25 protein-coding genes are annotated in these 26,463 nt (G+C 67.9%); 5 read left to right on the forward strand and 20 right to left on the reverse strand.

Annotated elements, in window-relative coordinates; genetic code table 11:
- Window positions 1-17: 17 nt before the first annotated feature.
- The 18 genes from FHR72_RS16880 to FHR72_RS16965 all read right to left on the reverse strand — a co-directional run bounded on the left by FHR72_RS16880 (window position 18) and on the right by FHR72_RS16965 (window position 19,862).
- The gene (locus tag FHR72_RS16880; protein ID WP_183470063.1) at window positions 18-2,417 is read right to left on the reverse strand and encodes a CaiB/BaiF CoA-transferase family protein; all 2,400 of its coding nucleotides are present in this window, start codon (window positions 2,415-2,417) and stop codon (window positions 18-20) included.
- 7 nt (window positions 2,418-2,424) lie between these two features.
- Window positions 2,425-3,384: an enoyl-CoA hydratase/isomerase family protein gene (locus FHR72_RS16885; RefSeq protein WP_183470065.1), complete on the reverse strand. Its 960-nt coding sequence runs from the start codon at window positions 3,382-3,384 to the stop codon at window positions 2,425-2,427.
- A complete protein-coding gene (locus FHR72_RS16890) occupies window positions 3,377-4,510 on the reverse strand; it encodes a M24 family metallopeptidase (RefSeq protein WP_183470067.1) in 1,134 nt (377 codons plus the stop codon). The genes FHR72_RS16885 and FHR72_RS16890 overlap by 8 nt, the downstream gene beginning before the upstream one ends.
- Entirely contained in the window at window positions 4,500-5,768 is a 1,269-nt protein-coding gene (locus tag FHR72_RS16895) for a M24 family metallopeptidase (protein WP_183470069.1), read from the reverse strand. Before FHR72_RS16895 ends, FHR72_RS16890 begins: the two co-directional genes overlap by 11 nt.
- Window positions 5,765-6,934 (reverse strand): amidohydrolase family protein, encoded by a 1,170-nt coding sequence (locus FHR72_RS16900; RefSeq protein ID WP_183470071.1) that lies wholly within the window; start codon window positions 6,932-6,934, stop codon window positions 5,765-5,767. The genes FHR72_RS16895 and FHR72_RS16900 overlap by 4 nt, the downstream gene beginning before the upstream one ends.
- Window positions 6,935-6,975: 41 nt before the next feature.
- A complete protein-coding gene (locus FHR72_RS16905) occupies window positions 6,976-8,208 on the reverse strand; it encodes a cytochrome P450 (protein WP_183470073.1) in 1,233 nt (410 codons plus the stop codon).
- Between the two features lie 9 nt (window positions 8,209-8,217).
- The gene (locus tag FHR72_RS16910; protein ID WP_183470075.1) at window positions 8,218-8,412 is read right to left on the reverse strand and encodes a ferredoxin; all 195 of its coding nucleotides are present in this window, start codon (window positions 8,410-8,412) and stop codon (window positions 8,218-8,220) included.
- 1 nt (window position 8,413) lies between these two features.
- Entirely contained in the window at window positions 8,414-9,064 is a 651-nt protein-coding gene (locus tag FHR72_RS16915; RefSeq protein ID WP_260156064.1) for a TetR/AcrR family transcriptional regulator, read from the reverse strand.
- Between the two features lie 56 nt (window positions 9,065-9,120).
- A complete protein-coding gene (locus FHR72_RS16920; RefSeq protein ID WP_183470077.1) occupies window positions 9,121-9,951 on the reverse strand; it encodes an SDR family NAD(P)-dependent oxidoreductase in 831 nt (276 codons plus the stop codon).
- Window positions 9,948-10,772, reverse strand: coding sequence for an alpha/beta fold hydrolase (locus tag FHR72_RS16925; protein WP_183470079.1), 825 nt, complete (start codon window positions 10,770-10,772; stop codon window positions 9,948-9,950). The genes FHR72_RS16920 and FHR72_RS16925 overlap by 4 nt, the downstream gene beginning before the upstream one ends.
- Before the next feature lie 27 nt (window positions 10,773-10,799).
- Complete coding sequence (locus FHR72_RS16930) at window positions 10,800-11,390, reverse strand: NADPH-dependent FMN reductase (RefSeq protein ID WP_183470080.1); 591 nt, start codon at window positions 11,388-11,390, stop codon at window positions 10,800-10,802.
- 8 nt (window positions 11,391-11,398) lie between these two features.
- Window positions 11,399-12,397 (reverse strand): cyclase family protein, encoded by a 999-nt coding sequence (locus FHR72_RS16935; protein ID WP_183470082.1) that lies wholly within the window; start codon window positions 12,395-12,397, stop codon window positions 11,399-11,401.
- A gap of 15 nt (window positions 12,398-12,412) precedes the next feature.
- A complete protein-coding gene (locus FHR72_RS16940; RefSeq protein WP_183470084.1) occupies window positions 12,413-13,246 on the reverse strand; it encodes a coniferyl-alcohol dehydrogenase in 834 nt (277 codons plus the stop codon).
- Between the two features lies 1 nt (window position 13,247).
- A complete protein-coding gene (locus tag FHR72_RS16945; RefSeq protein WP_183470086.1) occupies window positions 13,248-14,567 on the reverse strand; it encodes an LLM class flavin-dependent oxidoreductase in 1,320 nt (439 codons plus the stop codon).
- Window positions 14,568-14,571: 4 nt separating this feature from the next.
- Entirely contained in the window at window positions 14,572-16,299 is a 1,728-nt protein-coding gene (locus FHR72_RS16950; RefSeq protein ID WP_260156079.1) for an FAD-binding protein, read from the reverse strand.
- A gap of 68 nt (window positions 16,300-16,367) precedes the next feature.
- Window positions 16,368-17,285 (reverse strand): 3-carboxyethylcatechol 2,3-dioxygenase, encoded by a 918-nt coding sequence (locus FHR72_RS16955; RefSeq protein ID WP_260156065.1) that lies wholly within the window; start codon window positions 17,283-17,285, stop codon window positions 16,368-16,370.
- Window positions 17,233-18,999 carry a bifunctional 3-(3-hydroxy-phenyl)propionate/3-hydroxycinnamic acid hydroxylase gene (locus tag FHR72_RS16960; protein WP_183470092.1) on the reverse strand — a complete coding sequence of 589 codons (1,767 nt, stop codon included), beginning with the start codon at window positions 18,997-18,999 and terminating at the stop codon, window positions 17,233-17,235. The genes FHR72_RS16955 and FHR72_RS16960 overlap by 53 nt, the downstream gene beginning before the upstream one ends.
- A complete protein-coding gene (locus FHR72_RS16965; protein ID WP_183470094.1) occupies window positions 18,996-19,862 on the reverse strand; it encodes an alpha/beta fold hydrolase in 867 nt (288 codons plus the stop codon). Before FHR72_RS16965 ends, FHR72_RS16960 begins: the two co-directional genes overlap by 4 nt.
- Window positions 19,863-20,010: 148 nt before the next feature.
- Here FHR72_RS16965 and FHR72_RS16970 point away from each other — a divergent pair, with 148 nt between their 5' ends.
- The 3 genes from FHR72_RS16970 to FHR72_RS16980 all read left to right on the forward strand — a co-directional run bounded on the left by FHR72_RS16970 (window position 20,011) and on the right by FHR72_RS16980 (window position 23,023).
- A complete protein-coding gene (locus tag FHR72_RS16970; RefSeq protein ID WP_183470096.1) occupies window positions 20,011-20,712 on the forward strand; it encodes an IclR family transcriptional regulator in 702 nt (233 codons plus the stop codon).
- 18 nt (window positions 20,713-20,730) lie between these two features.
- Window positions 20,731-22,344, forward strand: a complete 1,614-nt coding sequence (locus FHR72_RS16975) for an FAD-dependent oxidoreductase (RefSeq protein ID WP_183470098.1) — start codon at window positions 20,731-20,733, stop codon at window positions 22,342-22,344.
- A gap of 61 nt (window positions 22,345-22,405) precedes the next feature.
- Window positions 22,406-23,023: a TetR/AcrR family transcriptional regulator gene (locus FHR72_RS16980; protein ID WP_183470100.1), complete on the forward strand. Its 618-nt coding sequence runs from the start codon at window positions 22,406-22,408 to the stop codon at window positions 23,021-23,023.
- Here FHR72_RS16980 and meaB read toward each other — a convergent pair.
- Window positions 22,945-23,853, reverse strand: coding sequence for a methylmalonyl Co-A mutase-associated GTPase MeaB (gene meaB, locus FHR72_RS16985; protein ID WP_183470102.1), 909 nt, complete (start codon window positions 23,851-23,853; stop codon window positions 22,945-22,947). The two genes, FHR72_RS16980 and meaB, sit on opposite strands and share 79 nt — an antisense overlap.
- 103 nt (window positions 23,854-23,956) lie before the next feature.
- On the opposite strand from meaB, the gene FHR72_RS16990 reads away from it, so the two are divergent.
- Window positions 23,957-24,721: an SDR family NAD(P)-dependent oxidoreductase gene (locus FHR72_RS16990; protein WP_183470104.1), complete on the forward strand. Its 765-nt coding sequence runs from the start codon at window positions 23,957-23,959 to the stop codon at window positions 24,719-24,721.
- 7 nt (window positions 24,722-24,728) lie between these two features.
- Window positions 24,729-25,469 (forward strand): SDR family oxidoreductase, encoded by a 741-nt coding sequence (locus FHR72_RS16995; RefSeq protein ID WP_183470106.1) that lies wholly within the window; start codon window positions 24,729-24,731, stop codon window positions 25,467-25,469.
- Between the two features lie 227 nt (window positions 25,470-25,696).
- Here the strand turns inward: FHR72_RS16995 and FHR72_RS17000 are convergent, their stop codons facing one another.
- On the reverse strand, window positions 25,697-26,461 hold the full coding sequence (locus tag FHR72_RS17000; RefSeq protein ID WP_183470108.1) for an enoyl-CoA hydratase/isomerase family protein: 765 nt from the start codon (window positions 26,459-26,461) through the stop codon (window positions 25,697-25,699).
- Between the last annotated feature and the right edge of the window lie 2 nt (window positions 26,462-26,463).

The raw sequence follows: 26,463 nt of genomic DNA on the forward strand, positions 1-26,463 counted from the left end.
GGTCAGCAGGCCTGGACTCAGCGCGCGGGAGCGGTACCGATGACACCGTCGACTTCGAGGGCCCCGATCTCGTCGTCGGTGAGTCCGAGCTCCCGCAGGATCTCGTGGTTGTGCTGTCCCAGCAAGGGTGCAGGCGCGGTGTGGACGCGGTCGGGGCCGCGGCTGCTGCGGAAGGGCACCGTGCTGTGCGGCGTGGCCGGGTTGACCGGATGCTCGACCGTCTCGAAGAACGACCGGAACGCCAGCTGCGGGATCTCGGTCTGCCGATGTGGCTGCAGCACCTTGGCCACCGGAACCCCGTTGTCCCACAGCGCGTTCACGATGTCGTCGCGGCTGCGTTCGGCACACCACCGCGACAGATGACCGTCGATCAGATCGTGGTTGCTCCGCCGGCCCGCCGCGGTCGTCAGGTCCCCGGACATCGCCCACTCCGGACGCCCCATCGCCTCGCACAGCCCGAGCCACTGGGCGTCCGTGGTCACCGCGACCGCCACCCAGCTGTCCAGACGGCCGAACTCGTCGGTCTCGTTGCTCAGGTACACGTTCTGCGGCGCGGCGGTCGGCCCTCGATTGCCGTCGCGCTGCAGCACCGCCCCGTAGGCCGAGTACTCGATCACCTGCTCGGCGGCGACGTTGAGCGCGGCATCGACCATCGCAGCCTCCACCATCGACCCCTCACCGGTGCGGCGGCGGTGCTCCAGCGCCAGCAGGATGGCGTTCAGCGCGTGAATTCCCGCATTGGGATCGCCCACGGAGTACGGCTCGAACGGGTTGCGATCGGGATAGCCTGTGAGCCAACTGATCCCGGCAGCGGCTTCGATGACGTAGGCGAACGCCGGGTTGTCGCGCCACGGTCCGTCGAGACCGAAGCCCGGCATCCTGACCATCACGACGTCGGGCTTGATCTCCTTGACCGCGTCATAGGTCAGCCCCATGCTCTCCAGCACGCGCGGGGTGAAGTTCTCGACGACGACGTCGGCGGTCGCGATCAACCGCTTGAGCAGACCCCGGCCGGTGTCGCCGGCCAGGTTCAGGGTGAGCCCGCGCTTGTTGGTGTTGAGCCCGGAGAAGATCGGGGACTGCTCCCACCACTGCTCTTCGGTCACGGGGATGCCGGCGATGAGGCGGGTGCCGTCGGGATGGCGGGTCGACTCGACGTGGACGACGTCCGCGCCGAGCATCGCCAGCAGGTGCGTGCAACTGGGCCCCGCCCAGAAGGTCGTCATGTCGACGATGCGCAGACCGTCGAACGGCAGACCCTCCCGCCGCGGAACGGCCGTTTCGCGAGGCGGGGCGCCGTTGCGTGAGCGGTGATGCTCGGTGTGGTCGCCCAGGCGCGGTGCAGGCTCCGGGTGGCGCAGCATCGGTGTGGACATGCGGTAGGGCTGCACGGGCTGGGTGAAACCGTCTCGCGGGTTCACCTCGAAGGAGCCGCGCTCCACGAAATGGTCGAGCTTCTCGACGTTGGCCCCGTGGGCCACCGGGGCGTTCGGGATGCGGAAGGCAGTGGCCAGATCGCGGATCTCGTCGACGGTCTGGTCGGCCACCCAGGCGTACAGCTCGTCGGCTTTCTCGTTGGCCTGCTGGGTGATCGACAGCGGTGACTCCTCGTCGATCCATTCGACGTGGCCGGTCATCGCGCACAGGTCGAACCACTGCTGGGCCGTGCCACAGCCGATGTCGACGAGCCCGTCCTTGGCGCGCGCGATCCCGGGAACGGTCAGCCTGCGCGCGTCGCGCCACGGCCGGCCCAGCATCTCGTAGTAGCTGACCGGGTAGTAGGTCAGCCCGAGGATCGCGGTCTCGAGCATCGACAGGTCGATCAACTCCCCGCCCCCGCGCAGACGCGAGGCCAGCGTGGCCGCGCTGGCGTAGGCACCCGCGAGGTACTCGCCCACCTGTCCGCCGACGTAGACCGGCGCCCGGTCGGGGGCGCCGCGGCCCAGGCCCACGATCCCGCCCGACCACGCCTGCAGGGTGAATTCCGTTGCCGGACGGTCGCTCCACGGACCCTGTAGGCCGAACGGGGTGATGGCCGTGACCGTCAGGTGCGGGTGCCGTTCGCTGATGGCCGCGGGCGTGAACTCGGGCAGCCCCACCACACCCTCGCCGCGCGACCAGACCGCCGCGTCGGCCCGGGCGAGCAGGTCGTCGACGAACGCGACATCGACAGCGGGATCGGCGACCACGGACTGCTTCGAACACGCCAGGAACGAGAACAGCGCACCGTCGGTGCCCTCGATGATGTGGGCGCCGGAGGCCGACCATCTGCGCAGCGGATCCCCCTGCGGCGCTTCGACCTTGACGACCTCGGCTCCGCCGTCGGCGAGCAGCTTGGTGCAGTAGGCCCCGGCGATACCGCTGGACAGGTCGACCACGACATACCCGGACAGCGGCGGTTCAGGCACTGGAGGCACCGACGTCCTAGTCGTTCTTGGCTCGGTTGCGCTTGCTCAACCGGAACTCGGGCGGGAACTTGCTGTCGTTGTCGTTGACCGCGGCGGCCAGGCCGCTGTCGATCGACTCGAACATGTCGAGGTCCTCATCGCTGTCGTTGGCCACACCGTTGCCCATCGACTCGAAGAACGCACTGAGCAGGCTGCCCATGTATTCGCCCTGCTGCTGCTTGAACACCTCGAAGAACATCTTCTGCTGGAACACCGTGTCCACCGGCCGGTTCCGCGCGCACGCGGTCGCGTACTTGTCGACCTCGGCTTCCAATCGGTCGCGGGCCACCACCTTGTTCAGGAAGTTGCAGTCGTACATCTCGGCGGCCGTGAACGGGCGACCTGTGAACACCATCTCCTGGAACTTGCGCAGACCCATCATCTGCACCCAGGTCCACATCCGCGGGCCCCAGCCGTGGTACCGGAAGGACGGATGTCCGAACAGCGCGTCATCGGAGGAGATCACGAGGTCGGCGTCGGCGCACTGGTAGAAGTGCCATCCGTAGCAGTAACCCTTGGCTTCGACGATGCTGATCTTCTTGAAGTCCTGCAGCGCTCGATTGCCCGCCTGGGAGTTGGCATACCAGGCGCTGATCGTGGCTCCGTTGCGGAAGGTCCCCTTCGGTGGATAGGTGACCTCGCCGACGCCGTCATCCTCCAGGCGCAGTTCGGCCAACCGTACCGCGGGGTTGTCGTTGCCCTCCATGAACTCCGGGAGGTCAGCGCCGCTGCCGAGGTTGTCCCCGACCCCGCGGATGATGACCACCTTGACGTCGTTGTCCGCATTGGCGGCCCGCAGGATGTCGGCGTAGCGCAGTCGCGCCAGCGACGTCGGAGCGTTGAGGAACTCCGGCCTGTTGAACGTGATGGTCGCGATCTTGGTCTTCGGATCTTTCTCGTAGAGGATGATCTCCTCCGGGCTGGGCCGCTCAGCCATGGACTGCCTCCTCGTAAGCCGGAGCGGTGGAAAGGATTTCGGGACCGTCGGCGGTGATCAACACCGCGTCGCGGGTGAACACCGCACCCACCCCCTGCTCCCACACGTAGGCGGTGACTGCGAGCACCATGGACTCCTCGATCTTCTCGGCGTCGGCGGTCGCCCGCAGCTTCGGCGACACCACGGGCGGGTCGAACCCGAGCCCGAGGCCGTGTGCCACGGGCATCGCCGGCAGCGGCTCACCCGCCTGCTGGTAGGCATCGAGCAGGCCGCTGGCGGGCAGGCCGGGCCGACAGGCCTCGAGCAGCCTGTCCCACAGGTCGTCTCGGCGCCGGTACACCGCGCGCACCGCGTCGGACGGCTCCCCGACACAGAGTGTGCGGGCCACCTCGGCGACATATCCGTCGGCGAGCACCCCGGCCGACAGGGCCACCAGGTCACCGTCACGCACGCGTCCGTCACCGTCGGCGCGCCGCCACGGATGCTCTTTCGACGTCACCCAGGCGGCATCCTGGGTGGCCGGGGTGCTGACCCCGCCGGCGGCTTCGGCTTCGAGCACGGCGCCGACGAGTGCCTGCTCCGTCGTCCCGGGCCCCAGCGCGGCCACGCCCGCGGCCAGACCCTCCTCGGCGACGGTCAGCGCACGACGCAGCGCCTGCACCTCCTCCGGTGTCTTGATCCGGCGGGCAGCCTGCATGGCCTGCTCGGCGTCGATCAGCTCCGCATTCGGGAAGGCCATCGGCAGCAGCTTGGCGAATGTCGGTGTCAGAGCGTCTGTTCCGACCCTGCGCATCGACTCGGCTCCCTCGATGTTCTTCAGGATGCCGACCAGGGTCATCGGGTTCCAGGCGAATCCGTACAGGTTCTCGTGCGGGATCTCGTCCGGAATCCCCTCATCCCACGTGCTGTTGAGGTGGATCTCCCCGGTGGCCCGCACGAATTCACAGATGGGCCCGAACGGACGGGTTCCCACCACCCACAGCTGCGGGGCGCCCGAGATGTAGCGGACGTTGGCCTGCCGTCCGAGCACGAGCATGTCCAGGTCGTGTGCTTCCATCTGCGCCAGCGCACGTTCCCGGCGGCTGTAGCGCAGCGCCCGGTCGTCGGCCTCGATCTCAGTTCCCACTGGGCACCTCGTAGGGGTCGTACGGATAATCGGTCAGCGGCATCCAGCCGTCCTCGGTGACCACCACGATCTCCTCACCGCGGTAGCCCCCGGTGCCGTCCTCCCAGACCACGGGCTCGAACACCAGCAGCATCCCGGCCGGGAAGACGAAGTTGTCGTCCCACTGTTGGCCGAGATCGGTGCCGATCATCGGCATCTCGGCCGCGCTCGTCCCGATGCCGTGCCCCAGATAGAAGTGGGGCAGCCAGGGCTTCTCGCCGCCTGCGGCCGCGGTCGCCGCGCGCCCCAGGTCGCCGCACGTCGCACCGGCCTTGGTCACCGACAGCACCGCGTCGACGATGCCGGCCCACTTCGCGAACTGCCTCTGCTGGGCGGGGGTCGGTTCCTGTCCGACGATCCAGGTGCGCCCGTGATCGGAGCAGTAACCCTGGTAGGCGATGGACACATCGGTCCACAGCACATCGCCCTGCTGGATCTCCCGTTCGGTCGTCAGCAGAGGTAGCGCCAGGTCGCCGGTCGTGGTCCAGGTGCCGTCGGCCTTGGACGCGGGCATCACCTGCCAGATGGAGTCGAACATGTTGGTGGTGGCGCCGAGTTCGAAGGTGCGGCGCACGAATTCGGCGGACAGGTCGATCTGCCGTGCACCCGGCGCGAGCGATTTCTGGATCTCGGCGATGGCCTGTTCGGTGATCTGACAGGCCCGTCGGACGCATGCGATCTGGTCGATCGTCTTGACCAGCTTCGCCGCGCCGACCACGGCCGCGGCATCCACCGGCGCGCTGGGGAACAACGCACTGCCGGCCCGCCGCATCGCCCCGGTCAGTTCATCGGTGGCGATCGAGGCGCCGGCGGGGATCAGGCGGGCCAGAATGGCCGCGAATTCCGCGACGCCCTCGTCGAACTCCAGATAGACCGGGCCGTGCAGGTGGTCATCGGGCACACCCGACTCCATGGCCGCACCTTCGCGGAAGGGCAGGAAGAGATGCGGGTGTTCGTCGTCGGCCAGGACGACCGCCACCGGCCGCTCCACATGCGACAGGCCCGCGTCGGCCAGCGGCCAACTGATGCCGGTGGCGTACATGACGTTTCCGTTGCCCAGCAACACGAGGGCATCGACGCCCTGCTCGGCCATCGCGGCGTGCAGGCGCGCGCCTGCCTCCCTGCGCATCCGGTCCAGATCGGGTTCGGCGGGGATGTCCAACCACGTGTACCCGGTCCGCGCGATCCGCGTGACGCCGGGTTGGGTGGATGTGGTCATGCGATTCCCAGGAATTTCTTGACGTTGTTGCTGACGATCTTCTCGGCAGCCTCCGGGCCGACGGCCTCGACGACCGAGGCCAGCGACTTCTCCGAGTAGCCGAACGTGCTCTCGTTGTGGGGGTAGTCCGACGACCACATCACGTTGTCGACACCGATGCGGTCGATCAGCTGCAGGCCCAGCGGGTCCACCATGAACGAGGCGCTCATGTGGTTGGCCCAGTAGTGCCGCACGTCGTGCTGGAGCTCGTGGTTGAACATGTGCCGGTAGGAAGCCAGCATGTGCTCGGCGTCCTGCAGTGCGGTCGGCACCCAGGCGATCCCGCCTTCGAACCAGCCCACCTTCAGTGACGGGTGCCGGTCCAGGATCCCGGAGAACACATACTTGGCGAATTGTTCGCGGAACGAGTCGACGTTGACCATCATGCCGACCACGACGCTGTTGTTCTGGCACGGCGTCTTCGGCGGTGTCTCCCCGATGTGGTGGCTCACGGGGATGCCGGATGCCTCGATCTCGTCCCAGACGGCGTCCATCGCGGTGCTGCCGTAGTCGTAGATGTTGCCGTCGTCGTCCTTCCCGGGATTGAGCGGCAGCAGGAATGTCTTGAGACCCAGCGACTTCAGCTCTTCGAGGGTGCTGCGGGTGCCCTTGGGGTCCCACCAGTTGATCAGCCCGACGCCGTAGAAGTGTCCTTTGGAACGCTCCTGCAGGTCGGCGATGTGCTCGTTGTAGATGCGGAACACCCGCTCGCGCAGGCTCTTGTCCGGATAGTGGAACAGGGCCAGCACGGCGTTGGGGAACGCCAGCTCCTTGTCGATGCCGTCCTCTTTGAGCTCCCGGATCCGGGCCTCGATGTTGTTGGAGGCGGCACCTGCCAGGTCGTCGTACTGCATCAGCACGCGCCCGAAATCCCCGCCGGTCCAGGCCTTCCCCTTCATCCCCACCATGTACGCGCCGTCCTCGTACCAGATGCGCGGGGCCGCGCCTTTGAGCTCCTCGGGGAAGCGCTCGTAGAAGATGTCCTCGGCGACCGAGATGTGGTTGTCGGCCGAGAAGATCTCGGTGTCCTCGGGAAGCCCGGCGACCCCGCCGGTCGAGTGGCCCTGCCGGTTTTTCGGCGCACCGAATCCCTCGGGCGGATACAGGGTGGCTGTTGCAGTGGACATGTCGGTCTCCAATCGGGCTGTACGACGTGAGGTTCGGGCTGCTACCAGGTGACGGGAAGTTCGTAGACGCCGTAGGCGAGACGGTCGTGTTTGAACGGGACCTCGTCGAACGGGATCGCGAGTTTCATGGTGGGGATGCGTCGCAGCAGCGTGTGGAACACGATCTGCAATTCGGCGCGGGCCAGTTGCTGCCCGACGCATTGGTGGCGGCCGTAGCCGAACCCGAGCTGCTGGCCGGCGTCGCGGGTCAGGTCCAGTTTGTCGGGCTGCGGGTAGGCGGCGGCATCCCAGTTGGCCGGTGCCAGGTCCAGGATGATGCCCTCGCCGGCCCGGATGGTTTCGCCGGCGATCTCGATGTCCTCGATCGCGACCCGCCGCTGTCCGTTCTGGATGATCGACAGGTACCGCATGAGCTCTTCGACAGCATTGGCGATGAACTTCGGATCATCGGAATCCCGCAGCAGCGCAGCCTGATCGGGGTTCTCCAGGAGGGCACAGATCCCGATGCCGATCATGTTGGCGGTCGTCTCGTGCCCGGCGATCAGCAATCCGGTGCCCAGCTGGGCGGCCTCTTTGACGCTGATCTCGCCGGCGTTGACGCGTTCGGCGAGGTCGGACACCGCATCCTCGGCCGGGTTCTGCATCTTCTGCTCGACGAGGTTGATCAGATATTGGTGCAGGCTCATCGCACCCTTCTGACCGTCCTCGGCGGTGGCGTACCGCGCGAGACCCACGTTGGCGTGGTGCTGGAAGAACTCGTGGTCCTCGTAGGGCACGCCGAGCATGTCGCTGATCACGCGGGTGGGTACCGGCAGCGCGAGTTTGGCGACCATGTCGGCCGGCTGGGGACCGGCCAGGATCTCGTCGATGCACTCGTTGGTGACCTCCTGGATCACCGGCCGCAGGGCCTCGACGCGGCGGAACGTGAACGGCTTCGACAGCATCCTGCGGAACCGGGTGTGCTCCTCGGCATCGGAGGTGAACACCGAGCGCGGTCGCTTGTTCACCGTCGAGAGCATGTGTTCGTTCCAGTGCGGGAAGCCGTCGCGGCGGTCGTCGACGCTGACCCGGGGATCGGCGAACAGGGTCCGCGCGACCTCGTGGCCGGTGATCAGCCACGGGGTCGTCCCGTTCCAGATCCGCACCCGCGACAGGGGTTTGGTCTCGTTCATCTCCAGCATGCGGCGCGGCGGGGCGAACGGGCAGCCGGATTCGCGCTCCATCGGATATTCGGGTGCGGCCGAGACGGCCTGTTCTGCAAGCGTGTCAGTCATGACGTGCCATCACTCCTCGATGTGGATTGCCAGGGCGGGGCAGGCGGCCGCAGCGTTTCGGGTCTCCTGGGCGTACTCGGGCCCAGGCTCGGGATTGAGCAGTTCGACGACGCCGTCGTCGTCGCGCTGGTCGAACACCTCCATGGCGTTCAGTACGCACTGCCCGGAGGACACACATTTGTCCTGATCGACGGTGACCTTCATGTCAGGGCAGCTCCGTGACCGGAGCCTGCCAGAGTCCCATGATGGCGTCGATCAAGCCGGATCCGACTGCGCTCCAACTTGTCCGAGGCAGATCGGCGCCGTCGGCGAAGGCGCGTTCGAAGTCGGCGCAGGTGTGCACCAGGAGGTTACGGGCCATGATGTTGCGCTCGGTGACGACGGCCATCGGCAGGTCGGGCAGGCACCGGGTGATGCCGTCGACCACCCGCACCAGCGATGGCGATGCGAGCGCGTCCTTCACCACCACCCTCTGATAGGCGGGGTCGGCGAGAGCCTGGGCGGCGAACCGCGCGTACCACGTCGGGTTGCCGAGCTGCGCGAGGTGCTCGGTGAGCGAACACACCAGGCAGGTGATCCAATCCCGCAGCTCTGCCGAGTCGCCGGTGGCAGCCACCATGCGCTCCTGCAGGAGTTCGATGGACGCGCGGTGCTTCTGTTCGATCGCGCGGACCAGATCGGTCTTGGTGCCGAAGTGGTAGCCGACCGCGGCGTTGTTCCCCTGGCCGGCAGCCTCACTCACCTGCCGGTTCGATACGGCGTACACACCATGCTCGGCGTACAGCCGCTCGGCGGCCTTCAGGATCGCCTCTTGGGTCGTGGTGGCGCGGTCGGCGCGGACCGTCCTGGCAGTCATCACCTCCATAGTGAAGCCCGTCACACGCCCTAAGTCAAGCGACTGATTTAAAAAGGTCACCGCGAGGGGTCGTCCGTCGTGGACTTCCGGACGATCACCTTGCCCGCGGTGGTGCCGCCGTCGATCGGCAGCACAGTGCCGGTGACATAGCGCGAGCGGTCGGTGGCGAGGTAGAGCGCCGCCTCGGCGACGTCGTCGGCGGTGCCCTCCCGCTTCAAGGGCCGGTCGTCGCGCATCTGCTGGCGGATCCTCGCCTCGAACCGCTCGAGCTTCTCGCGGTCCTCGTCGGTGGCCGAGGACGCCAGGATCGGAGTCGGGATGTTGCCCGGGGCAAGGCAGTTGACCCGTACCTCGTAGTGGGCGAGTTCGATCGCCGCGCATTTGGTGAAATGGATGATGGCAGCCTTGGACGCGCGGTAGGTCGAGACGCCTCCGCCCGCCTGGATGCCCCCGATCGACCCGAGATTGATGATCGAACCGCCGCCGTGTTCGGACATGTGACGGGCGGCATCCCGGGTGCCGGCCATGACGCCGAGGAGATTGACACGCATGACACGGTCGAACTCCTCAAGGTCCTCGTGGAACAGGCCCTTGCGTAGCGGGCTGGAGATGCCGGCGTTGTTCACCATCACGTCCAGGCCCCCGAAGGTGGCGACCGCGGTGTCCACGAGTTCGGCCACCTCGGACTGTACGCCGACGTCGGTGTGTCGGTAGATCGTCTTGGCGCCCGCCGAGTTCAGTTCCGCGGCAAACGCTTCGCCGAGGTCGTCACGCACGTCGGCGATCACGACCCGGGCACCCTCGGCGGCGAACCGCGCGGCGATGCCGCGCCCGATTCCGGACGAGCCGCCGGTGACGATGGCGACTTTGCCGTCGAGTTCGGTCATGGGGCGATCCCTTCGAAGAAGTCCAGCAACAGAGTGTTGACGGCGTCGGGCTGCTCGATCTGCGGGCAGTGGCCTGCGCCGGCGATGACCGCCGATCGACCGTGGGGTATCCGGCCCGCGATCTCGGCGGCCCAGCCGTCGGGCAGCAGCTTGTCGGCGTCGCCCTCGACGACCAGCGTCGGCGCGGTGATGCGGTCGTAGGCGCGCGCACTGCTGGGCGACGCAGGCGGCTCGAGTCCGGGTCGGCGAAAACGCGCCGCGGCCAACGACTCCCACGCCCCCGGGGCAATGCTCGACTCATACCGGCGCTGGACGTACGCCTCGTCGGCCGGATACGACGGGTCGGCGAACAACGCGGTGACGATCCGCCGCATCCCGTCGAGGGTCGCGTCGTAGTCGTACAGCGCGTCGACGTGCTCGTTGCGCTGGATCTCGCCGCCACCGCAGATCGTGACCAGACTGCGCACCGGGAGTACCGGGGCCGTCGAGGTCTGGTCGACCAGCAGGTTGATCGCCCCCATCGAATTCCCGACGAAATGCGCGGCCTCCACGCCCATCACCTCGCAGAAGCGCGCGATGTGCCGGATCCGCATGCCGCGCCCGTCGGTGAAATCCACCACTTTGGCCGAATCCCCGAAGCCGAGCATGTCGGGGGCGAGCACGCGGTGGCGGCCGGCGAGCGCGTCGATGGTGTTCTCCCAGCCGATGCGGGCACTGGCACCGAACTCGCCGCCGTGCAGCAGCACCACCGGATCGCCCTGGCCCGTTTCGAGATAGCCGGTGACAAGGCCGTCGACCCGCACGGTCTTGGCTTCTGGCACCACTGCCCTACCTCGTGCCGGCGCAAATCACGCCGTTTCCCTGTTCGTCTGGGCGAAAGCCAGCACCTGGGTGGCCAGCAGTTCGAGCTGATTGGCCACCGCCTTGCCCTGATCTGTGTCGGCGAGCTCCCCGGACGGGTCCCAGATCGGGTCGGCAGAGTTGATGGCCACGCCCAGGGGTGTGGGCCACGCGCGCAGCGCGTGCCCGATGCTGCGTAACTGCGTGAGTGTCCCCACCGCCGCCTGCCATCCGTACGCGCAGCTGATACACCCCCACGGGGTGTTGTCGAGATAGACCCGCGGATCTTCGCGCAGATCCTCGATGTAGTCGAGGGCGTTCTTGACCAGACCCGAGACCGCACCGTGGTAACCCGGGGATCCGACGACGACGGCGTCGGCGTCGCGCAGGGTCTTGACGAGTTCGAGCGCGCGCGGGGTCCGCTCCAGCTCGTGGGGGGCGTACATCGGCAGGTCGATGTCCTCGGCGGCGAACAGCCGGGTGCGGCCACCCTGTTTCTCGACCGCTGTCAGGCAGTAGCGCAACGCGCGCTCGGTCGAGGAGTTCGCACGCAGGGTACCGCCGAGGCCGACGATGAACGGTTGTCGGGTACTGGTCACTTCACCACTCACTTGATCGCAATCGGACTGACAGGTGCGCCGACCGCACCGACCACCTTCAACGGCGGTGCGACGAGCTGAAATTCGTAGATGCCGTCGGCCGCGCAATCCGCGGCCAGCGGCCCGAGGTCCCAGTACTCACCGAGCATCAGACCCATGTCACGCAGGCACAGCATGTGCATGGGCAGGAAGGTTCCTTCGACGCCGTGGGCGGGGTCCGGGTCCTCCACCATCAAGTTGTCGGCCGCGACCGCGGCGACCTCGTGGTGGTGCAGCCAGGAGGCGCACGTCCAGTGCAGTCCGGAGCCGGCTTCGGCCCCGTCGCCGGTGGCCAGGAACCGGGTCCACCACCCGGTGTGCACCACGACGACGTCGCCCGAACGGATCTCGACGTTCTGGCGGGTGACGATCTCGTCGAGTTCGTCGGGGGTGATCGGGGTTCCGGGTTCACAGAACATGTCGGCGCCCCGGTGGGCCACCACATCGAGCAGCACGCCGCGGGAGGTGATTCCCTTGGAAGCGACCTTCTCGATTCCGAGATGGAACGCGCCGAAGCTCGTCACCGAGTCGGCCGGGAAACCGTTGTACAGCTTGTCCTCGTAGTAGACATGCGACATCGCATCCCACTGGGTGGCGGCCTGCAGCGGCATGACGATCAGGTCGTCGTTGAATCGGAAGATGTTGTCGGCGAAGAAGGCACTCACATCGGAGGCCACCGCGTTGCGCAACCATCGCGGGCCGTACTCGACGAGCGTGGACGCGTCACCGCCGTCCACGGTCATCACGTGCACGGGGTTCTGCCGGAACTTGAACGCCCCCTGCGGGCCGCCCGCGCTGAAGTCACCCCCCAGGGAGATGACCTTCCCCTGGGTGACCAGGCGGGCCGCCTCGGCGACCTTCTCGGCAGTGATGAAATTCAGTGTGCCGAGCTCGTCGGCGTCACCCCACCGTCCCCAGTTGCGGACCTCTTCGGCGGCATTGCGGAAGTCTTCCATGGTGCCGGTCATGATGTGGAGCTCCTCTCACTTCCCGTGCGAGACGTTGTCGAGCACCTCGGCGGCGATCCGCTGCGCGAGGATCCCGCCGTCGGTCCACAACACCTGGCCGGTGACATACCCTGCCGCCGCACTGCCGAGGAAGACGAGTGTCGCCGCCTGTTCCTCGGCGTTCGACACCCGGCCGAGGGGCGCGGTGAAGGAATCCAGGTACTGCTGACCGTACTTCGACCGCAGCTGATCGAGGATGGGCGTCTCGGTGACCCCCGGTGCGGTGCAGTTGATCCGGATGCCCCGGGCGCCCAGGTCCGCGGCCCGGTTCATGCCGTAGAGGATGATCGCCTCCTTGGACTGTCGGTAGCCACCGTCGGCGAGCGCCTCGGGATGATCGGCGCACCAACGCAGTCCGTCCTCCACCGAGGTGGTGGCGAGCAGCCCCGCGGTGGTGCGGGCGTTCTCCCGATAACCCGACGCCGCCAGGGACGACACGTTCGTGATCGAGCCACCCGGCGTGACCTTCTCGATCAACGATTCGGTGAACTGCCGCGTCCCGAGGAAGTTGATCCGCATCACGAGCACGGGATCGCCGATGCCGGAGGACACGCCCGCGACGTTGAACACCGCGTCGACGTCGCCGCCGACGCCCCGGGCCGCCGCATCGACGCTGTGCGGGTCGGCCAGGTCGATCTCGAGGAACCCGCCCAGAAACGACGTGTCCTGAGGGGCTCGCACATCCAGCCCTGTGACCCGGGCGCCCAGCTGGTGCAGCTGACGCGCCGCCTGCGCGCCGATTCCCGAGGCACAGCCGGTGACCACGACATGCCTGCCGTCGTAGCGCACCAACTCGTCGAGTGCGCTCACGTTAGCCCGAAGCTTCTTTGACCGCCTTGGCCTGCTTCTCCTGCTGCGCGGCTTTCACGCGTCCCTCATTGATCTCGGCCATGGCCTCGGGGATCTCGCCCGCGGTGAACTTGCCGCCGCGGCCCGTCGGAAGTCCGCCGAAGGAGTACGTCTCGTCGAACAGCGGTGCGTCCCAGGACTGGCGCCGCGCCTCGACCTTCTCGATGACCGGCTCCAGTCGCTTGGCCTTGTCCTTGACCGCTTTCTGGTCGCGCTCGATGAACTCGGGCAGGATCTCCTTGCCCATGATCTCGATCGACTCCATGGTGCCCTCGTGGCTGCGCGGGTTGAGCAGCAGGATGATCTCGTCGACACCGCTGGCCTCGTAGCCGCGCAGGAACTCCCGGACCGTGTCCGGCGACCCGATGGCGCCGCGGCCGGGGCCGTACGCAAGGGTGGGGTCTTCCTTGACGGCCTTCTCGTAGAGTTCCCACACGCCGGTGCGGCCCGGGGTGTGCATACCCGTCAGGTAGTAGTGCATGATCCCGAAGGAGAAGAAGCCGCCGCCGATCCCGAGCCGCTTGAGCGCCTCCTCGTCGGACTTCGCGACCATCATCGACAGGTCGCCGCCGATGGCGAGCAGATTCGGGTTGATCGCCGGGGTGATCGGCGTGCCCTTCTCCTCGAACTCCCGGTAGTAGCCGTCCACACGGTCCTTCAACGCTTCGGGACCGGTGTAGGCGAAACTCAGTGCGCCGATGGCCTTCTGGGCCGCCATCTGCACCGAGGACGGCCTGGTGCACGCGACCCACACGGGCGGGTGCGGCTGCTGCAGGGGCTTGGGGATCACGTTGCGGGCGGGCATTTCGACGTGCTCGCCTTTGAAGCCGGTGAACGGCGCCTCGGTCATGCAGCGGATCGAGACCTCAAGCGCCTCCTCCCACTGCGCGCGCTTGTCCGCCGGATCGATGTTGAAGCCGCCCAGCTCCGCGACCGAAGACCCCTCGCCGGTGCCGAACTCCACGCGGCCGTTGGACAGGTGATCGAGGGTGGCCACCCGCTCCGCGATACGCGCGGGGTGGTTGATCGGCGGCGGCAGGTGCATGACACCGAACCCGAGCCGAATGTCCTTGGTGCGCTGGCTTGCCGCGGCCAGGAACATCTCCGGGGCGGTGGAGTGGCAGTACTCCTCCAGGAAGTGGTGCTCGGTGAGCCACACCGTGGAGAAGCCGGCCTTGTCGGCCGCCTCGACCTCGTCGAGTCCGTGCTGGAACAACTGGTGTTCGTCGTCCTCCGACCACGGCCGTGGCAACGGGAATTCGTAGAACAGAGAAATCTTCACTGCTTTACCTCCTTGAAGATCCGGGGCTTTCGATGGCTGATGAGTGGTTGTCCGTCGAGGTCATCTCGGCGATGTGGCGTGCGGCGACGTAACCGAAGGCCATGGCCGGGCCGATGGTCGCGCCCGCACCGGCGTAGCTGCGGCCCATCACGGCGGCCGACGCGTTGCCGACCGCATAGAGACCGTCGATCACGGTGTCGTCCGCGCGCAGCACCTGGGCGAACTCGTCGGTGCGCAGACCGCCCGACGTGCCGAGGTCACCCAGGATGATCTGGAACGCGTAATACGGCGGCTTGCCCAGGGGGTACAGGTTGGGGTTGGGCAGCGTCTGATCGCCGTAGTAGTTGTCGTAAGCACTGTCGCCGCGGTCGAAGTCATCGTCGTGGCCGGTCCGGGCCAGTTCGTTGAACCGCTCCGCAGTGTGGCGCAGCGCGGCGCCGGGCACGCCGATCTCGCGGGCGAGTTCCTCCCACGTCTGACCGGTCTTGACCACGCCCGACTCCAGCCACGCCGCCGGCACCTTCCCGCCTGTCGGCACCGGGGCGAACGGCACCTTCGGTATCGGCAGGTGCCCGCCCACGACGTAGCGGTGGAAGGAACGGATGTCGGTGATCAGCCAGCACGGAATGTGTCTCACCCCGGTGCGCTCGCCCTCGATCATGGCGTGCGCGAAGTCCATGTACGGCGCTGCCTCGTTGATGAACCGCTTGCCCTCGCCGTTGACGATGAACTGCGCCGGCATCATCCGTTCGTTGAGCATGAACTGAAGCCGCCCGTCGGGCCAGCAGATCGCCGGGAACCACCACGCTTCGTCGAGCAATTCGGTGGCCGCCCCGACTTTTTCGCCGGCCCTGATGCCATCCCCGGTCGCCGCCGGGTTGCCGAAACTCCAGTCCTTGTCCGGCCCGGAGAGCTCCCGCACCCGCGCGAGCTCGGGAAGGTGCTGCAACCGCCACTGCATGTCATGGTCGAAGCCGCCACTGGCCAGGATGACGCCGCCGCGGGCCCCGATGCGGACCGCGCGGCCGTCCTTCTCGACGACGGCGCCGATCACGCGCCCGTCGGGGCCGTCGGTGTCGGTGATCAGCTCGGTCATCGGCGCATCCAGCCAGAGCGGGATGTCCTGTTCCTTCATCGCCAACCGGAGCCTGGCTGCCAGGGACTGCCCGATCGCGGCCATCCGGTCACCGAACACCCGGGCCCGGAACATCCGCCAGATCAGCTTCAGCAGAACGGCTTTGCCACGCCACGATTGCCGAACCTGGTAGAACAACCGCAGGTCCTTCGGCGCGAACCAGATTCCCTTGGGCGCGAGCGCGAGCGGAGCCAGTAGGTTCTGCTCCTCCTCGCCGAGAGCGCGCAGGTCGATCTCCGGCACATTGATGGTGCTTCCCAGCGCGGACCCGCCCGGCAGCTCCGGGTAGTAGTCCGCATAGCCGGGTTTCCACACGAATTCCAGCCAGCGACTCCGCTTTTCCAGGAAGTCCATCATCTCCGGCGCGGCGTCGACGTACGTGCGCAGGCGTGCGTCACTGACCAGACCGTCGGTGATCTGCTTGAGATAGGTGAAGACCTCGTCAGGGTCGGGGACGTGCCCCTCCCTGCGCTGTGACGGCGCACCCGGCACCCAGATCCCGCCGCCGGACAGCGCCGTCGAGCCACCGAACCGGGCCGACTTCTCGACCACCAGGGTGTCCAGACCTGCCGCGTCGGCGGCCAGCGCCGCCGTCATCCCGCCGCCGCCGGAGCCGATGACCAGGACATCGGTGACGTGGTCGAAGGGTTGATCAGTCGGGGACGTCACGTACACACCGCCGTTCGGACGGCGAAACCGGCGATCAACTCAGGTGCGGCACGGTAGAACCGGCTGCCGGTTTCATAGCTGCCCTGAGCGGCCAGCGCCGCGAAGGCGGCCACCCAGGTTCTGACCTCGTGCGCGGAATTACCGGCCTGCTGCGCGACCCACTCGTTGTCCCAGGCGTCGACCTCGGCGAGCCTGCCGGTGTCGACCATGTCGAGGAACGCGCGGTCCCACTCGGGGTTCAGCGGCGCGAGTCTGCCCTGGCCGGTGGCGAACTCACGGGCGGCCTCGATCACCGCCGTCTGGCGGGCCTGCCGCTGTTCCGTGGTCATCGGCACACCCCGCACGATGCGGTCCAGTGCCGCGGGCGGCGCTGTTGCCAGTGTCGGCACGGGCGGGTCGTGCGAGAGCCCGCCCGAGCCGATGACGAGGACCCGCTTGCCCAGCGTGGCCAGATAGGCGCCGACGGCGGCGCCGAGCCCGCGGACCCGACGCATCGGTCCCAGCGGCGTGGCGACCGAATTGATGAAGATCGGGATGACCGGCTTGGCCGTGGCCTCCCCGAAGAGGTTCTGCAACGGCTGAACGGTGCCGTGGTCGACGTCCATCGCGGCCGAGATGGCCACGTCGATGTCGGAGTCGAGGACCGCGCGCGCACACTCGGTGGCGAGGTCTGCCGGCACGTCGAGCGGGCCCTGATGGGTGCCGTAGTCGCCGACCCCGTCGGCCGCGGTACCGATGCAGAACGGCGGCATCGCCCGGTAGAAGAACCCGTTGTAGTGATCGGGTGAAAACGTCACGACCAGTTCGGGATCGAAGTCGGCGACGAAATCCCTCGCGTCCGTCAGAGCCCGGTCGATGTCGTCAAGAAGTTCCCGCGACGGTCCCGGAAGGTTCAGCAGCGGGCTGTGCGACATGCAGCACAGCGCTATCTGGCTGTCGGCCATGAGAATCCGATCCTCCTTCCTCGAAGGTCGAGACGATGTGCAGCGCGTCGAAGAGCGCCGACGACACCTCGGGGGCGCGCTGGGCGATGCACGCCCCGGCGATGCAGCGGTCGGGGCGCACGAAGACCACGGAGTCGGTGTGGACGTCGAACCACGACTTGAGGGCACCGGTCCGGTCGCCGACCACGACGACATCCGGGTCGTCGTGCCCGGGCCAGCTCAGCTGCGTCATCGGCCGCGCCTCGACGAACTTGGCGCCCAATGCCTTCCAGCGATCGAACACCTCGTCACCCAGGACCGCGCGCAGGTTGTTGCTCCAGCACAGCACGGCGAAGCCGGTTCCGAGGACCTCGTCGAGGAGTACGTTCTGGGCATCGCGAGTGTCCACGCGGGGCTGGATGAACAGTGTTCCCGTCGGCGAGTTCGCCGCGGCCCCCTCGCCGTGGTGCACCGCACCCTGCTGATAGCGCGGCATCGGCTTGAACCGCATCTCCAGCACATACCGTTTCAGGGAGGGCACCACCGACGCGGCGTGGATCACCCGGTCCCGGAGCGCGGCCACCCGCCTGTTGGTCGGAGAGATGACGCGGCCGACCATCGTCGACAGGTCGATCATGGCCCGCGCGTGCTTGCGCCGTTCCACGTCGTAGGTGTCCAGTAGGGCGTCACCGGCCTTGCCGGTGACCACAGCGGCCAGCTTCCAGCCGAGGTTGGCCGCATCGCGGATTCCGCTGTTGTAGCCCTGGCCCTGCCAGACGGGCATCAGGTGCGCGGCGTCGCCGGCCAGCAGGAAACGGCCCTCGCGGAACGACCCGGCGATCCTGGAGTGGTGGGTGTAGACCCGGTGCCGGATCATGTCGACGCGTTCGGGATACGGAATGAGTTGCGAGAGCATCCTTCGCACGAAAGCCGGGTCGTCGGCCTCTTCGTCGGACTCGTCGGGGTGGATCATGAACTCGAATCGCCGGATGCCGTGGGCGATGGAGATGGAGACGTAGGGCCGCCGCGGATCTGCGCCGACCTCGCTGTTCGGGTGCCCCAGCGGGTCGTTGGCGATGTCGACCACCAGCCAGCGCGTCGAGGAGGTCGTCCCGTCGAACGAGACGCCCATCAGCCGTCGCGTCGCGCTGCGTCCGCCGTCGCAGCCGACCACGTAGCGGGCCGAGACCGCGGCCTGGCCGCCGTCGAACTCGACGACGACACCGTCCCCGGACTCGGTACACGTGTGCATCCGGTGACCGAACCGCACCTCGACATTGTCGAATCGGTCCAGCCCGCCGAAGAGTTCGGCGTCGACCATGGGTTGGACGAAGCCGTTGCGCTTCGGCCAGCCGAACCGCGCGTCCGGCGGCGCCATCTCGGCGAGGAGGTTCCGCTTGGCATCGAAGAAGCGCAGGATCTGGTTCGGCACCGTGTGCGGCAGGACGCGGTCGACCAGGCCGATCGACTGGAACGTGCGCAGCGATTCGTCGTCCAGGCCGACCCCGCGCGGGTAGTCGATGAGCTTGTCGCGCTCGTCGACCACCAGCGTCGAGACACCTTGCAGGCCAAGGATGTTCGCCAGAGTCAGACCGGCGGGCCCGGCGCCGACGATGACCACGTCATAGGCGTCCCGAGCGCCGGGGTCGGCTTTGGCAGCGTCGTCCTCCTTGGCGCCGGGGCCGCCGGGGTTGCCCACCGTCATGCGCGCCCCAGCAGGAAATCCAGATGCAGCCTGTCGAAGGTCTTGGGATCCTCGTACTGAGGCCAGTGCCCGCAGCCAGGCATCACCTCGAAGCGCGCCCCGGGGATCATCGAGGCGATCCGGCGGCCCTCCTCGACATCGGCCGTCGGGTCGTCGCTGGTCCAGACCACCAGGGTGGGCGCGGTGATCGAGCCGTATTCGGCTGCGCCGAGAAGGTTTCGGGCACGGATCTGCGGGTCCTGCAGCGCCATGATGTCGCGCATGGCATCGGCGAAGCCCGGTTGCTGGTAGACGCGTTGCCGGCTGGCCACGATGTCGTCGTAGTCCTTCGACTTGTCCGCCATCAGCCATTTGATGCGGGCCTGAACCGTCTCCCATGTCGGGTTCTCGGCGGCCGCCATCGACAGGGTGATGATGCGCTTCATCACCTCCGGGTCGGCCTGCGATCCACCGGCCGTGTTGAGCACGAGGCGCTCGACGCGGTCAGGATGATCCGCGGCGATCCGTGCCGCGACCCAGCCTCCGAGCGATTCGCCGCTGATGTAGGCGCGCGGCGCGTCGATCGCATCGAGAAAGTCGACGAGATGTCTGACGTAGTGCGGTATTTCGAGCGGGTGACCGGGCTTGTCGGTGTAGCCGTGACCCAGCATGTCGATCGACCAGGTGGAGAAGTGCTCGGCGTGCGCCTCCAGGTTGCGGACATACGCCTCGGCGTGACCGCCGGACCCGTGCAGGAACACCAGCGCGGGCTTGGCCGGGTCGCCGGCGTGCAGATAGCGGGTGCGGACGCCGCCGGCATCGAGGTAGCCCTGCGAGAACGCGACGCCCTGCAGGTCGCTCCACACGCTCTCGAACTCCGTCACCACTGCACTCCTTCCCGGGAGGCGTTGAAACCCAGCCGCGAGAATCGTATTCTCATTTTTTGTAAGCACTTTGCTCACTTATCGCACATCCATGTGCACTATAGTCAGAGCATCACTCTCGCGACAGCGTCTGTCAAGGAAGGTCTCCATGGCTGATCCCGGAAGCACGCAGTCGGGTTCCGGCGCCCCCGGATCGCAGACCCTGGCCCGCGGACTCAACGCCCTACAGTTGGTGGCCAACGCTCCGACAGGCCTGACCGTGGCCCAGGTGGCCGAGGACATCGGTGTGCACCGCACCATCGCGTACCGCCTGCTCAGCACACTGGCCCAGTACCGGTTCGTGGCCAAGGGAGAGGACGGTCGCTACCGTTCCGCGGCGGCACTGGCGGTCCTGGGCGCATCGTTCGACAACAACGTCCGCCAGCTGTGCGTGCCCACGCTGCGTGGTCTGGCCGACGAACTCGGCACCACGGTGTCACTGCTGGTCGCCGAGGGCGATCAGCAGGTCGCTGTGGCGGTGATGGTGCCCAGCAACGTCTACTACCAGTTGGCTTTCCATGAGGGCAGCCGCTATCCACTGGACCGCGGCGCGGCCGGAATCGCCCTGCTCGCCAGCATGCCCCCGCGGCCAGGCGAGCGGGACCTGGTCCGCCAGGCGCGCCAGCAGGGATGGGTCATCACCCACGGGGAGGTCGAACCCAACACCTACGGCCTGGCCGTGCCCGTCCGGCGCCGGCCACCGTCACCCCCCACGTGCATCAACCTGATCTCCCACCGTGAGGACGTCGTCCTGGACGGACGGGACTCGGTGATCAAGGCAGCCAATGAATTGTCGGCGATTCTGAGCTGACGCAGGAAGGAGACAGCGGTGACCGACTGGGACCACGAGGTCGATGTCGTCGTGCTCGGCAGCGGAGGCGCGGGTCTGACCGCGGCGCTGGCCGCCGCCGTCAACGGCGCCACCGTCGAGGTGTACGAGAAGGCGTCGACGATCGGCGGCACGACCGCGGTGTCGGGCGGGATCGTCTGGATCCCCGCCCACGAGCGGTCCGCCGACGGTGACCTGACCCCCGATGACGCCATGGCCTACCTGCGCGCGCAGTCGCTGGGGTTCATGGACGACGAGCTGGTCGAGACGTTCGTGAGCACCGGTGCTGCGATGCTCGACTTCGTCGAGGCGCACAGCGATCTGGTGTTCGAGGTGGCCGCCGGCTTCCCCGACTACAAACCCGAGCTGCCCGGCGGCAAGCCGGGCGGCGGACGGTCCCTGAACGCCAAACCGTTCGACCTGTCGCTGCTCGGCGAATGGAGCGACAGGATCTCGGCGTTCCCCGCAGACTTCAGCAACGTCGGAATCGACGCCGAGACCCGCGCCCGCATCCATGCCTCCGTCGACAGCGAGTCCGGCGACTTCTGCGTCGCGGGAACGGCGTTGATCGCCGGTCTGCTGAAGGGTCTGCTCGACCACGGCGTCACGCCGCACACCGGGGCCCGGGCGACGGATCTGATCGCCGATGCCCTGGGGATCACCGGCGTTCTGATCCGCCAGGGTGACAACGAGATCCGGGTGCGTGCGCACAGGGGCGTCATCCTGGGCACCGGCGGTTTCGAGTGGGACCGCCGCCTCGTCGAGGCCTACCTGCGCGGACCGATGCGGGGCGCGGTGTCCCCGCCGAACAACACCGGCGACGGGCTGCGCATGGCCATGGCCCACGGCGCCGACCTCGCCAACATGGGCGAGGCGTGGTGGGTGCCGATCGTGCAGATTCCCGGCGACACCTTCGACGGGCATCCGCGCAGCCGCAGCGTGCGACTCGAGCGCACGCGGCCACGCAGCATCATCGTCAACCGTGCGGGTAGGCGGTTCCTGAACGAGGCCGGCGAATACAACTCGATGGCCGGGCCGTTCCACTTCCTGGACCCCAAGCTCGGGTATGCGAACGACCCGGCGTGGATCGTCTTCGACTCGCTGCACCTCAAGCACTACGGCTTTCTCGGCGTCGACCCGGACGGACCCATCCCGGACTGGTTCTGCCAGTCGGCCGACCTCGACGAACTCGGCGAGAAGACCGGCATCGACCCGCAGGGGCTCGCGGCCACGCTCGCTGCGTGGAACACGAACGTCGCCGACGAGCAGGACCCCGAATTCGGCCGTGGCGCAAGCGCATACGACGGGTACTGGGGTGACGACAAAGCATCGACCGCCGCGGGCCGGACCCTCGGCCCGATCGACACGGCACCGTACTACGCCGTGCCGGTCTCCGTCGGCGCCATGGGCACCAAGGGTGGCCCACGCACCGATCGCGACGGCCGGGTGCTGCACGTCAACGGGACCGCGATCACCGGGCTTTTCGCAGCCGGCAACGCGATGGCGGGCGCCACCGGCAAGGCCTACGGCGGGGCGGGGGGCACCATCGGTCCGGCCATGGTGTTCGGCTACCGCGCGGGCTACACCGCGGCCACCGGAACGTCGCTGTCTTGACGGGTTCGCCTCGGTAGCCGATCGGCAACCCACGGTGGTGGGGTCGGCTACCCTCGTCGGTGTGACCACACCGGAGAGGTTCGGGGCGATCGCGCGCACGGCGGCCCAGACCCGCGTGTTGGACGCGGCGCTCAAACTCATCGCCGAATTCGGTGTCAGCGGTACGTCCCTGCAGATGATCGCCGATGCGATGGGGGTCACCAAGGCCGCGGTGTACCGGCAGTTCAAGACGAAAGAAGAGATCGTCATCGCGATCACCGAGCGGGAGTTGAGCCGGCTCGAGGATGCCGTCGAGGCTGCCGAGGCGCAGGGCCACGGCGTCCGGTCGCGCGAGATCCTGCTCAACCGGATGCTGGATCAGGCGATCGAGCGGCGCGGGGTGGTCAGCGTGCTGCAGTTCGATCCGGTCATCATCCGTCTGCAGGCAGAGCACGAGCCGTTCCAGCGGTTCGTCGAACGGCTCTACGCCGCGCTCCTAGGCACCGAGGCGGGGGTGGAGGCCCGGGTGCACGCCGCGATGCTGTCGAGTGCCATCAGCGTGGCGGTCATGCACCCGCTGGTCGCGGACCTCGACGCCGAAACCTTACGCGCACAACTTCTTCAGATGTCGCGGCGGATGCTCGACCTCCCGGCCGACGACTCCGCGTCGACGACGAAGAGCCGTTCGGCGGCGGTGTAGGCGTCCTGACCGCCGTCGGCGACCGACGCCGCCAACCGGTCCAGCTCAGGGTGGGTGCGCAGCAGCGTCTGCGCCAGCGACAGGATCTGCGAGCGCGCCCGTGCCGTCCGGCGATCCGCGCTGTCGGCCCGGTGGTGGGCGTCGATCACCTCGACCAGTTCGGCCAGTCCCACCCCTTGTGCGGCAACGAGTTTGAGGATCGGCACCGCGGTCTCGGCCCGCAGGTCGCGCACCGTCTGATCGGCGCCGTCGCGGTCCGCCTTGTTCACCACGACGATGTCGGCGACCTCGAGCAGCCCCGCTTTGGCCGCCTGCACCGCGTCGCCGGCACCCGGGTTGAGGACCACCACCGTCGGATCGGCGACCGCGGCGATCTCGATCTCGGACTGCCCGACCCCGACCGTCTCCAAAATGATCACGTCGTACCCGAGGGCCGACAGCAGCCGGATCGCAGCGGGCACCGCCGCGGCGAGACCGCCGAGGTGGCCACGCGTTGCCACCGAGCGGATCAGGACGTCGGGATCGTTGATGTGCGCGGACATTCGGATTCGATCACCCAGCAGCGCCCCGCCGCTGTACGGCGACGACGGGTCGACCGCCAGCACCGCGACCTTCATACCGGTGGCGCGGTAGGCGCCCACGAGCGCACCGACCGTGGTGGACTTGCCCGCGCCCGGCGGTCCGGTGATGCCGACCACCCGGGCGGGGTCCACGGCGGCCAGGGCGGCGAGCACCTCGCTGCGGCGCGCGCTCTCCACGAAACTGAGCAGTCGGCCGGTCGCGCGCGGTGACCCGCCGCGAGCAGCGTCGATGAGCTCGTCGATGGTCACCTCAGACAGATTACGCAGGCGATTCCCCTCCTGTGCGGCCGGCCGTTCCGATATCGAGAATGTTATTCTCTGTGCAAGAGAGCCACAGTTTCAAGGAGGGTCCATGGATATCGCCGGAAACTCAGCCCTGGTCGTCGGTGGGGCCGGCGGACTCGGCGAAGCGACAGTGCGACGGCTGGTGAGCGCCGGCGCCAAGGTCGTGGTCGCCGACCTCGCCGACGACAAGGGCAAGCAACTGGAATCCGAACTCGGCGTTCGGTACGTGCGCACCGACGCGACGAGCGAGGAGTCGGTCAACGCCGCCATCGCGGAGGCGGAAGCCCTGGCCCCGCTGCGGATCTCGGTCGACACCCACGGCGGCCCCGCCAGCGGTGGTCGCCTGATCGGCAAGGACGGGTCGCCGCTGGACCTCGAGGGATTCAAGAAGACGATCGAGTTCTACCTGACCGCTGTCTTCAACGTGCTGCGGCTCTCGGCGGCGGCGATCGCCAAGACCGATCCGCTCGACGAGGGCGCCCGCGGTGTCATCGTCAACACCGCCTCGATCGCAGGCTACGAGGGGCAGATCGGCCAGCTGCCGTACTCGGCCGCCAAAGGCGGGGTCCTCGGCATGACGCTGGTGGCCGCACGTGACCTGTCCCCGTTGGGAATCCGCGTCGTGACCATCGCGCCGGGCACCATCAACACGCCCGCCTACGGCAAGGCCGCCGACCAGCTCGAACAGTACTGGGGACCGCAGGTGCCGTTTCCGAAGCGCATGGGCCGCTCCACGGAATACGCGCGCCTGGCGCAGAGCATCATCGAGAACGACTACCTCAACGGCGAGATCATCCGCCTCGACGGAGCGCTGCGGTTCCCCCCGAAATGACCGGGAAGTGACCCTCGCGGGCAAGACGGCGTTCGTCGCCGGCGCCAGCCGCGGTATCGGCGCCACCGTCGCGGCGGCGCTGGCACGCGCCGGCGCGAACGTCGCCGTCGCGGCTCGGTCCGAGCACGAGGGCAGGCTCCCAGGCACCATCGGCTCGGTGGCCCAACGCATCACCGCCGACGGCGGGCGGGCTCTCCCCGTCGTGTGCGACGTCACCGACGAAGAGTCCGTCGACGCCGCGGTGGCCACCACGGTCGCCGAGTTCGGCGGCCTCGACATCCTGGTCGCGAACGCTGGCGTGCTGTGGCTGGGGCCCGTCGAATCGACGCCGTTGAAGCGTTGGCAGCTGTGCCTCGACGTCAACACTACGGGGGTGTTCCTCGTGACGAAGGCCGCGATCCCCCACGTGCGCGCCCGCGGTGGCGGGTCTCTGATCGCGATCACCACGACGGGCGTGGCGATGACCGACCACGGCGCGAACGCCTACTGGGTGTCGAAGGCGGCGACCGAGCGGCTCTATCTGGGGTTGGCCGCCGATCTGCGTACTGACAACATCGCAGTGAATTGCCTCAGCCCGTCACGGGTCGTCCTCACCGAAGGCTGGCAGGCCGGCGGCGCAGGCATGCAGATCCCACCCGAGATGGTCGAGCCCCCAGAGGCCATGGGCGACGCTGCGGTTTTCCTTGCCGGGCAGAACGCTTCGGGCATCACCGGCACGATCCAGCGCTCCGAGGAACTCGCTCGCTAGGCCTGCACCGCGAGGCTGCTCTGCGGGCCTGCACCGGCCTGCACCGCGAGCGCGCGTGTCTGCACGCCGACACGCCGCACCGTCCGTACTTTTCAGCGCGGTCGCGGCGTCGCGAGCGCGCGCCAAATGCCACCTGCAACGGCGCGCCGCTGTGCAGACCCGCGCGCTCGCGGTGCAAGGTTCCCAGTGCAAGGTTCCCAGTGCAAGGTGTAGTGCAAAGGGGCCAGTCAGTTCTTGGCGATCAGGCCGTCGACGATCTTGTTGAAGTCCGCCGTCCCGAACGACACGTATTCGGCGAGGTTGGCATAGTCCAATGACGCCATCACCGAGCGCTCGAGCTGGATGTTCATCAACCGCTTGGTGGCCTCGACGGCCTGCTGCGGGAGCGCCATGATCTTCTCGGCGCACGCGATCGCATCGGTGACCGGTTCCGCGACAACGTGATTGGCCAGCCCGAGCTCCAGAGCGCGGGGCGCCTTGATGCGCACACCGGTCAGCGCGAACTCCTTGGCCTGCAGCAGGCTGATCTGCGAACCCCACACCAGCGGACCGCCGTCAGCGGCGACCAGCCCGATCTGGACGTGCGGGTCGGCGAAGTGCGCGGTCTCGGCCATGTAGACGATGTCCGACAGCGCCGCGAGGCTGCAGCCCAGCCCCACCGCCGGGCCGTTCACCGCGGCGATGACCGGGATGCGGCAGCGCACCATGCCGATGACCAGATCGCGGCCGTGCTTGATCGTCTTCTGCCGCAACGCCTCATCGCGTCGGAGTTCGTCGAGGTAGTTGAAGTCACCGCCGGCCGAGAAGGCCCGCCCCGCGCCGGTGATCACCGCGGCGCGTGCGCCGACGTCCTCGTTCAGTGCCTCCCAGATCCGCGCCAGCCCGACATGCAACGCGTCGTTGACGGCGTTGAGCGCGTCGGGACGGTTGAGCGTGATGATGCGCAGACCGCCTTCGGCGCGGACGTCGATCTCTTCTGGCATGTCGTACATGG

This window comes from Mycolicibacterium iranicum (assembly GCF_014190915.1).
Taxonomy (GTDB): Bacteria; Actinomycetota; Actinomycetes; order Mycobacteriales; family Mycobacteriaceae; genus Mycobacterium; species Mycobacterium iranicum_B.

Coding starts and splice junctions, on each gene's coding strand:
- FHR72_RS16885 (WP_183470065.1), bottom strand. CDS start 3,384: ATGGCTGAGCGGCCCAGCCCGGAGGAGATCATCCTCTACGAGAAAGAT.
- FHR72_RS16895 (WP_183470069.1), bottom strand. CDS start 5,768: ATGACCACATCCACCCAACCCGGCGTCACGCGGATCGCGCGGACCGGG.
- FHR72_RS16900 (WP_183470071.1), bottom strand. CDS start 6,934: ATGTCCACTGCAACAGCCACCCTGTATCCGCCCGAGGGATTCGGTGCG.
- FHR72_RS16905 (WP_183470073.1), bottom strand. CDS start 8,208: ATGACTGACACGCTTGCAGAACAGGCCGTCTCGGCCGCACCCGAATAT.
- FHR72_RS16910 (WP_183470075.1), bottom strand. CDS start 8,412: ATGAAGGTCACCGTCGATCAGGACAAATGTGTGTCCTCCGGGCAGTGC.
- FHR72_RS16915 (WP_260156064.1), bottom strand. CDS start 9,064: ATGACTGCCAGGACGGTCCGCGCCGACCGCGCCACCACGACCCAAGAG.
- FHR72_RS16920 (WP_183470077.1), bottom strand. CDS start 9,951: ATGACCGAACTCGACGGCAAAGTCGCCATCGTCACCGGCGGCTCGTCC.
- FHR72_RS16935 (WP_183470082.1), bottom strand. CDS start 12,397: ATGACCGGCACCATGGAAGACTTCCGCAATGCCGCCGAAGAGGTCCGC.
- FHR72_RS16950 (WP_260156079.1), bottom strand. CDS start 16,299: ATGACGGCGGCGCTGGCCGCCGACGCGGCAGGTCTGGACACCCTGGTG.
- FHR72_RS16955 (WP_260156065.1), bottom strand. CDS start 17,285: ATGTCGCACAGCCCGCTGCTGAACCTTCCGGGACCGTCGCGGGAACTT.
- FHR72_RS16960 (WP_183470092.1), bottom strand. CDS start 18,999: ATGACGGTGGGCAACCCCGGCGGCCCCGGCGCCAAGGAGGACGACGCT.
- FHR72_RS16970 (WP_183470096.1), top strand. CDS start 20,011: ATGGCTGATCCCGGAAGCACGCAGTCGGGTTCCGGCGCCCCCGGATCG.
- FHR72_RS16990 (WP_183470104.1), top strand. CDS start 23,957: ATGGATATCGCCGGAAACTCAGCCCTGGTCGTCGGTGGGGCCGGCGGA.
- FHR72_RS17000 (WP_183470108.1), bottom strand. CDS start 26,461: ATGTACGACATGCCAGAAGAGATCGACGTCCGCGCCGAAGGCGGTCTG.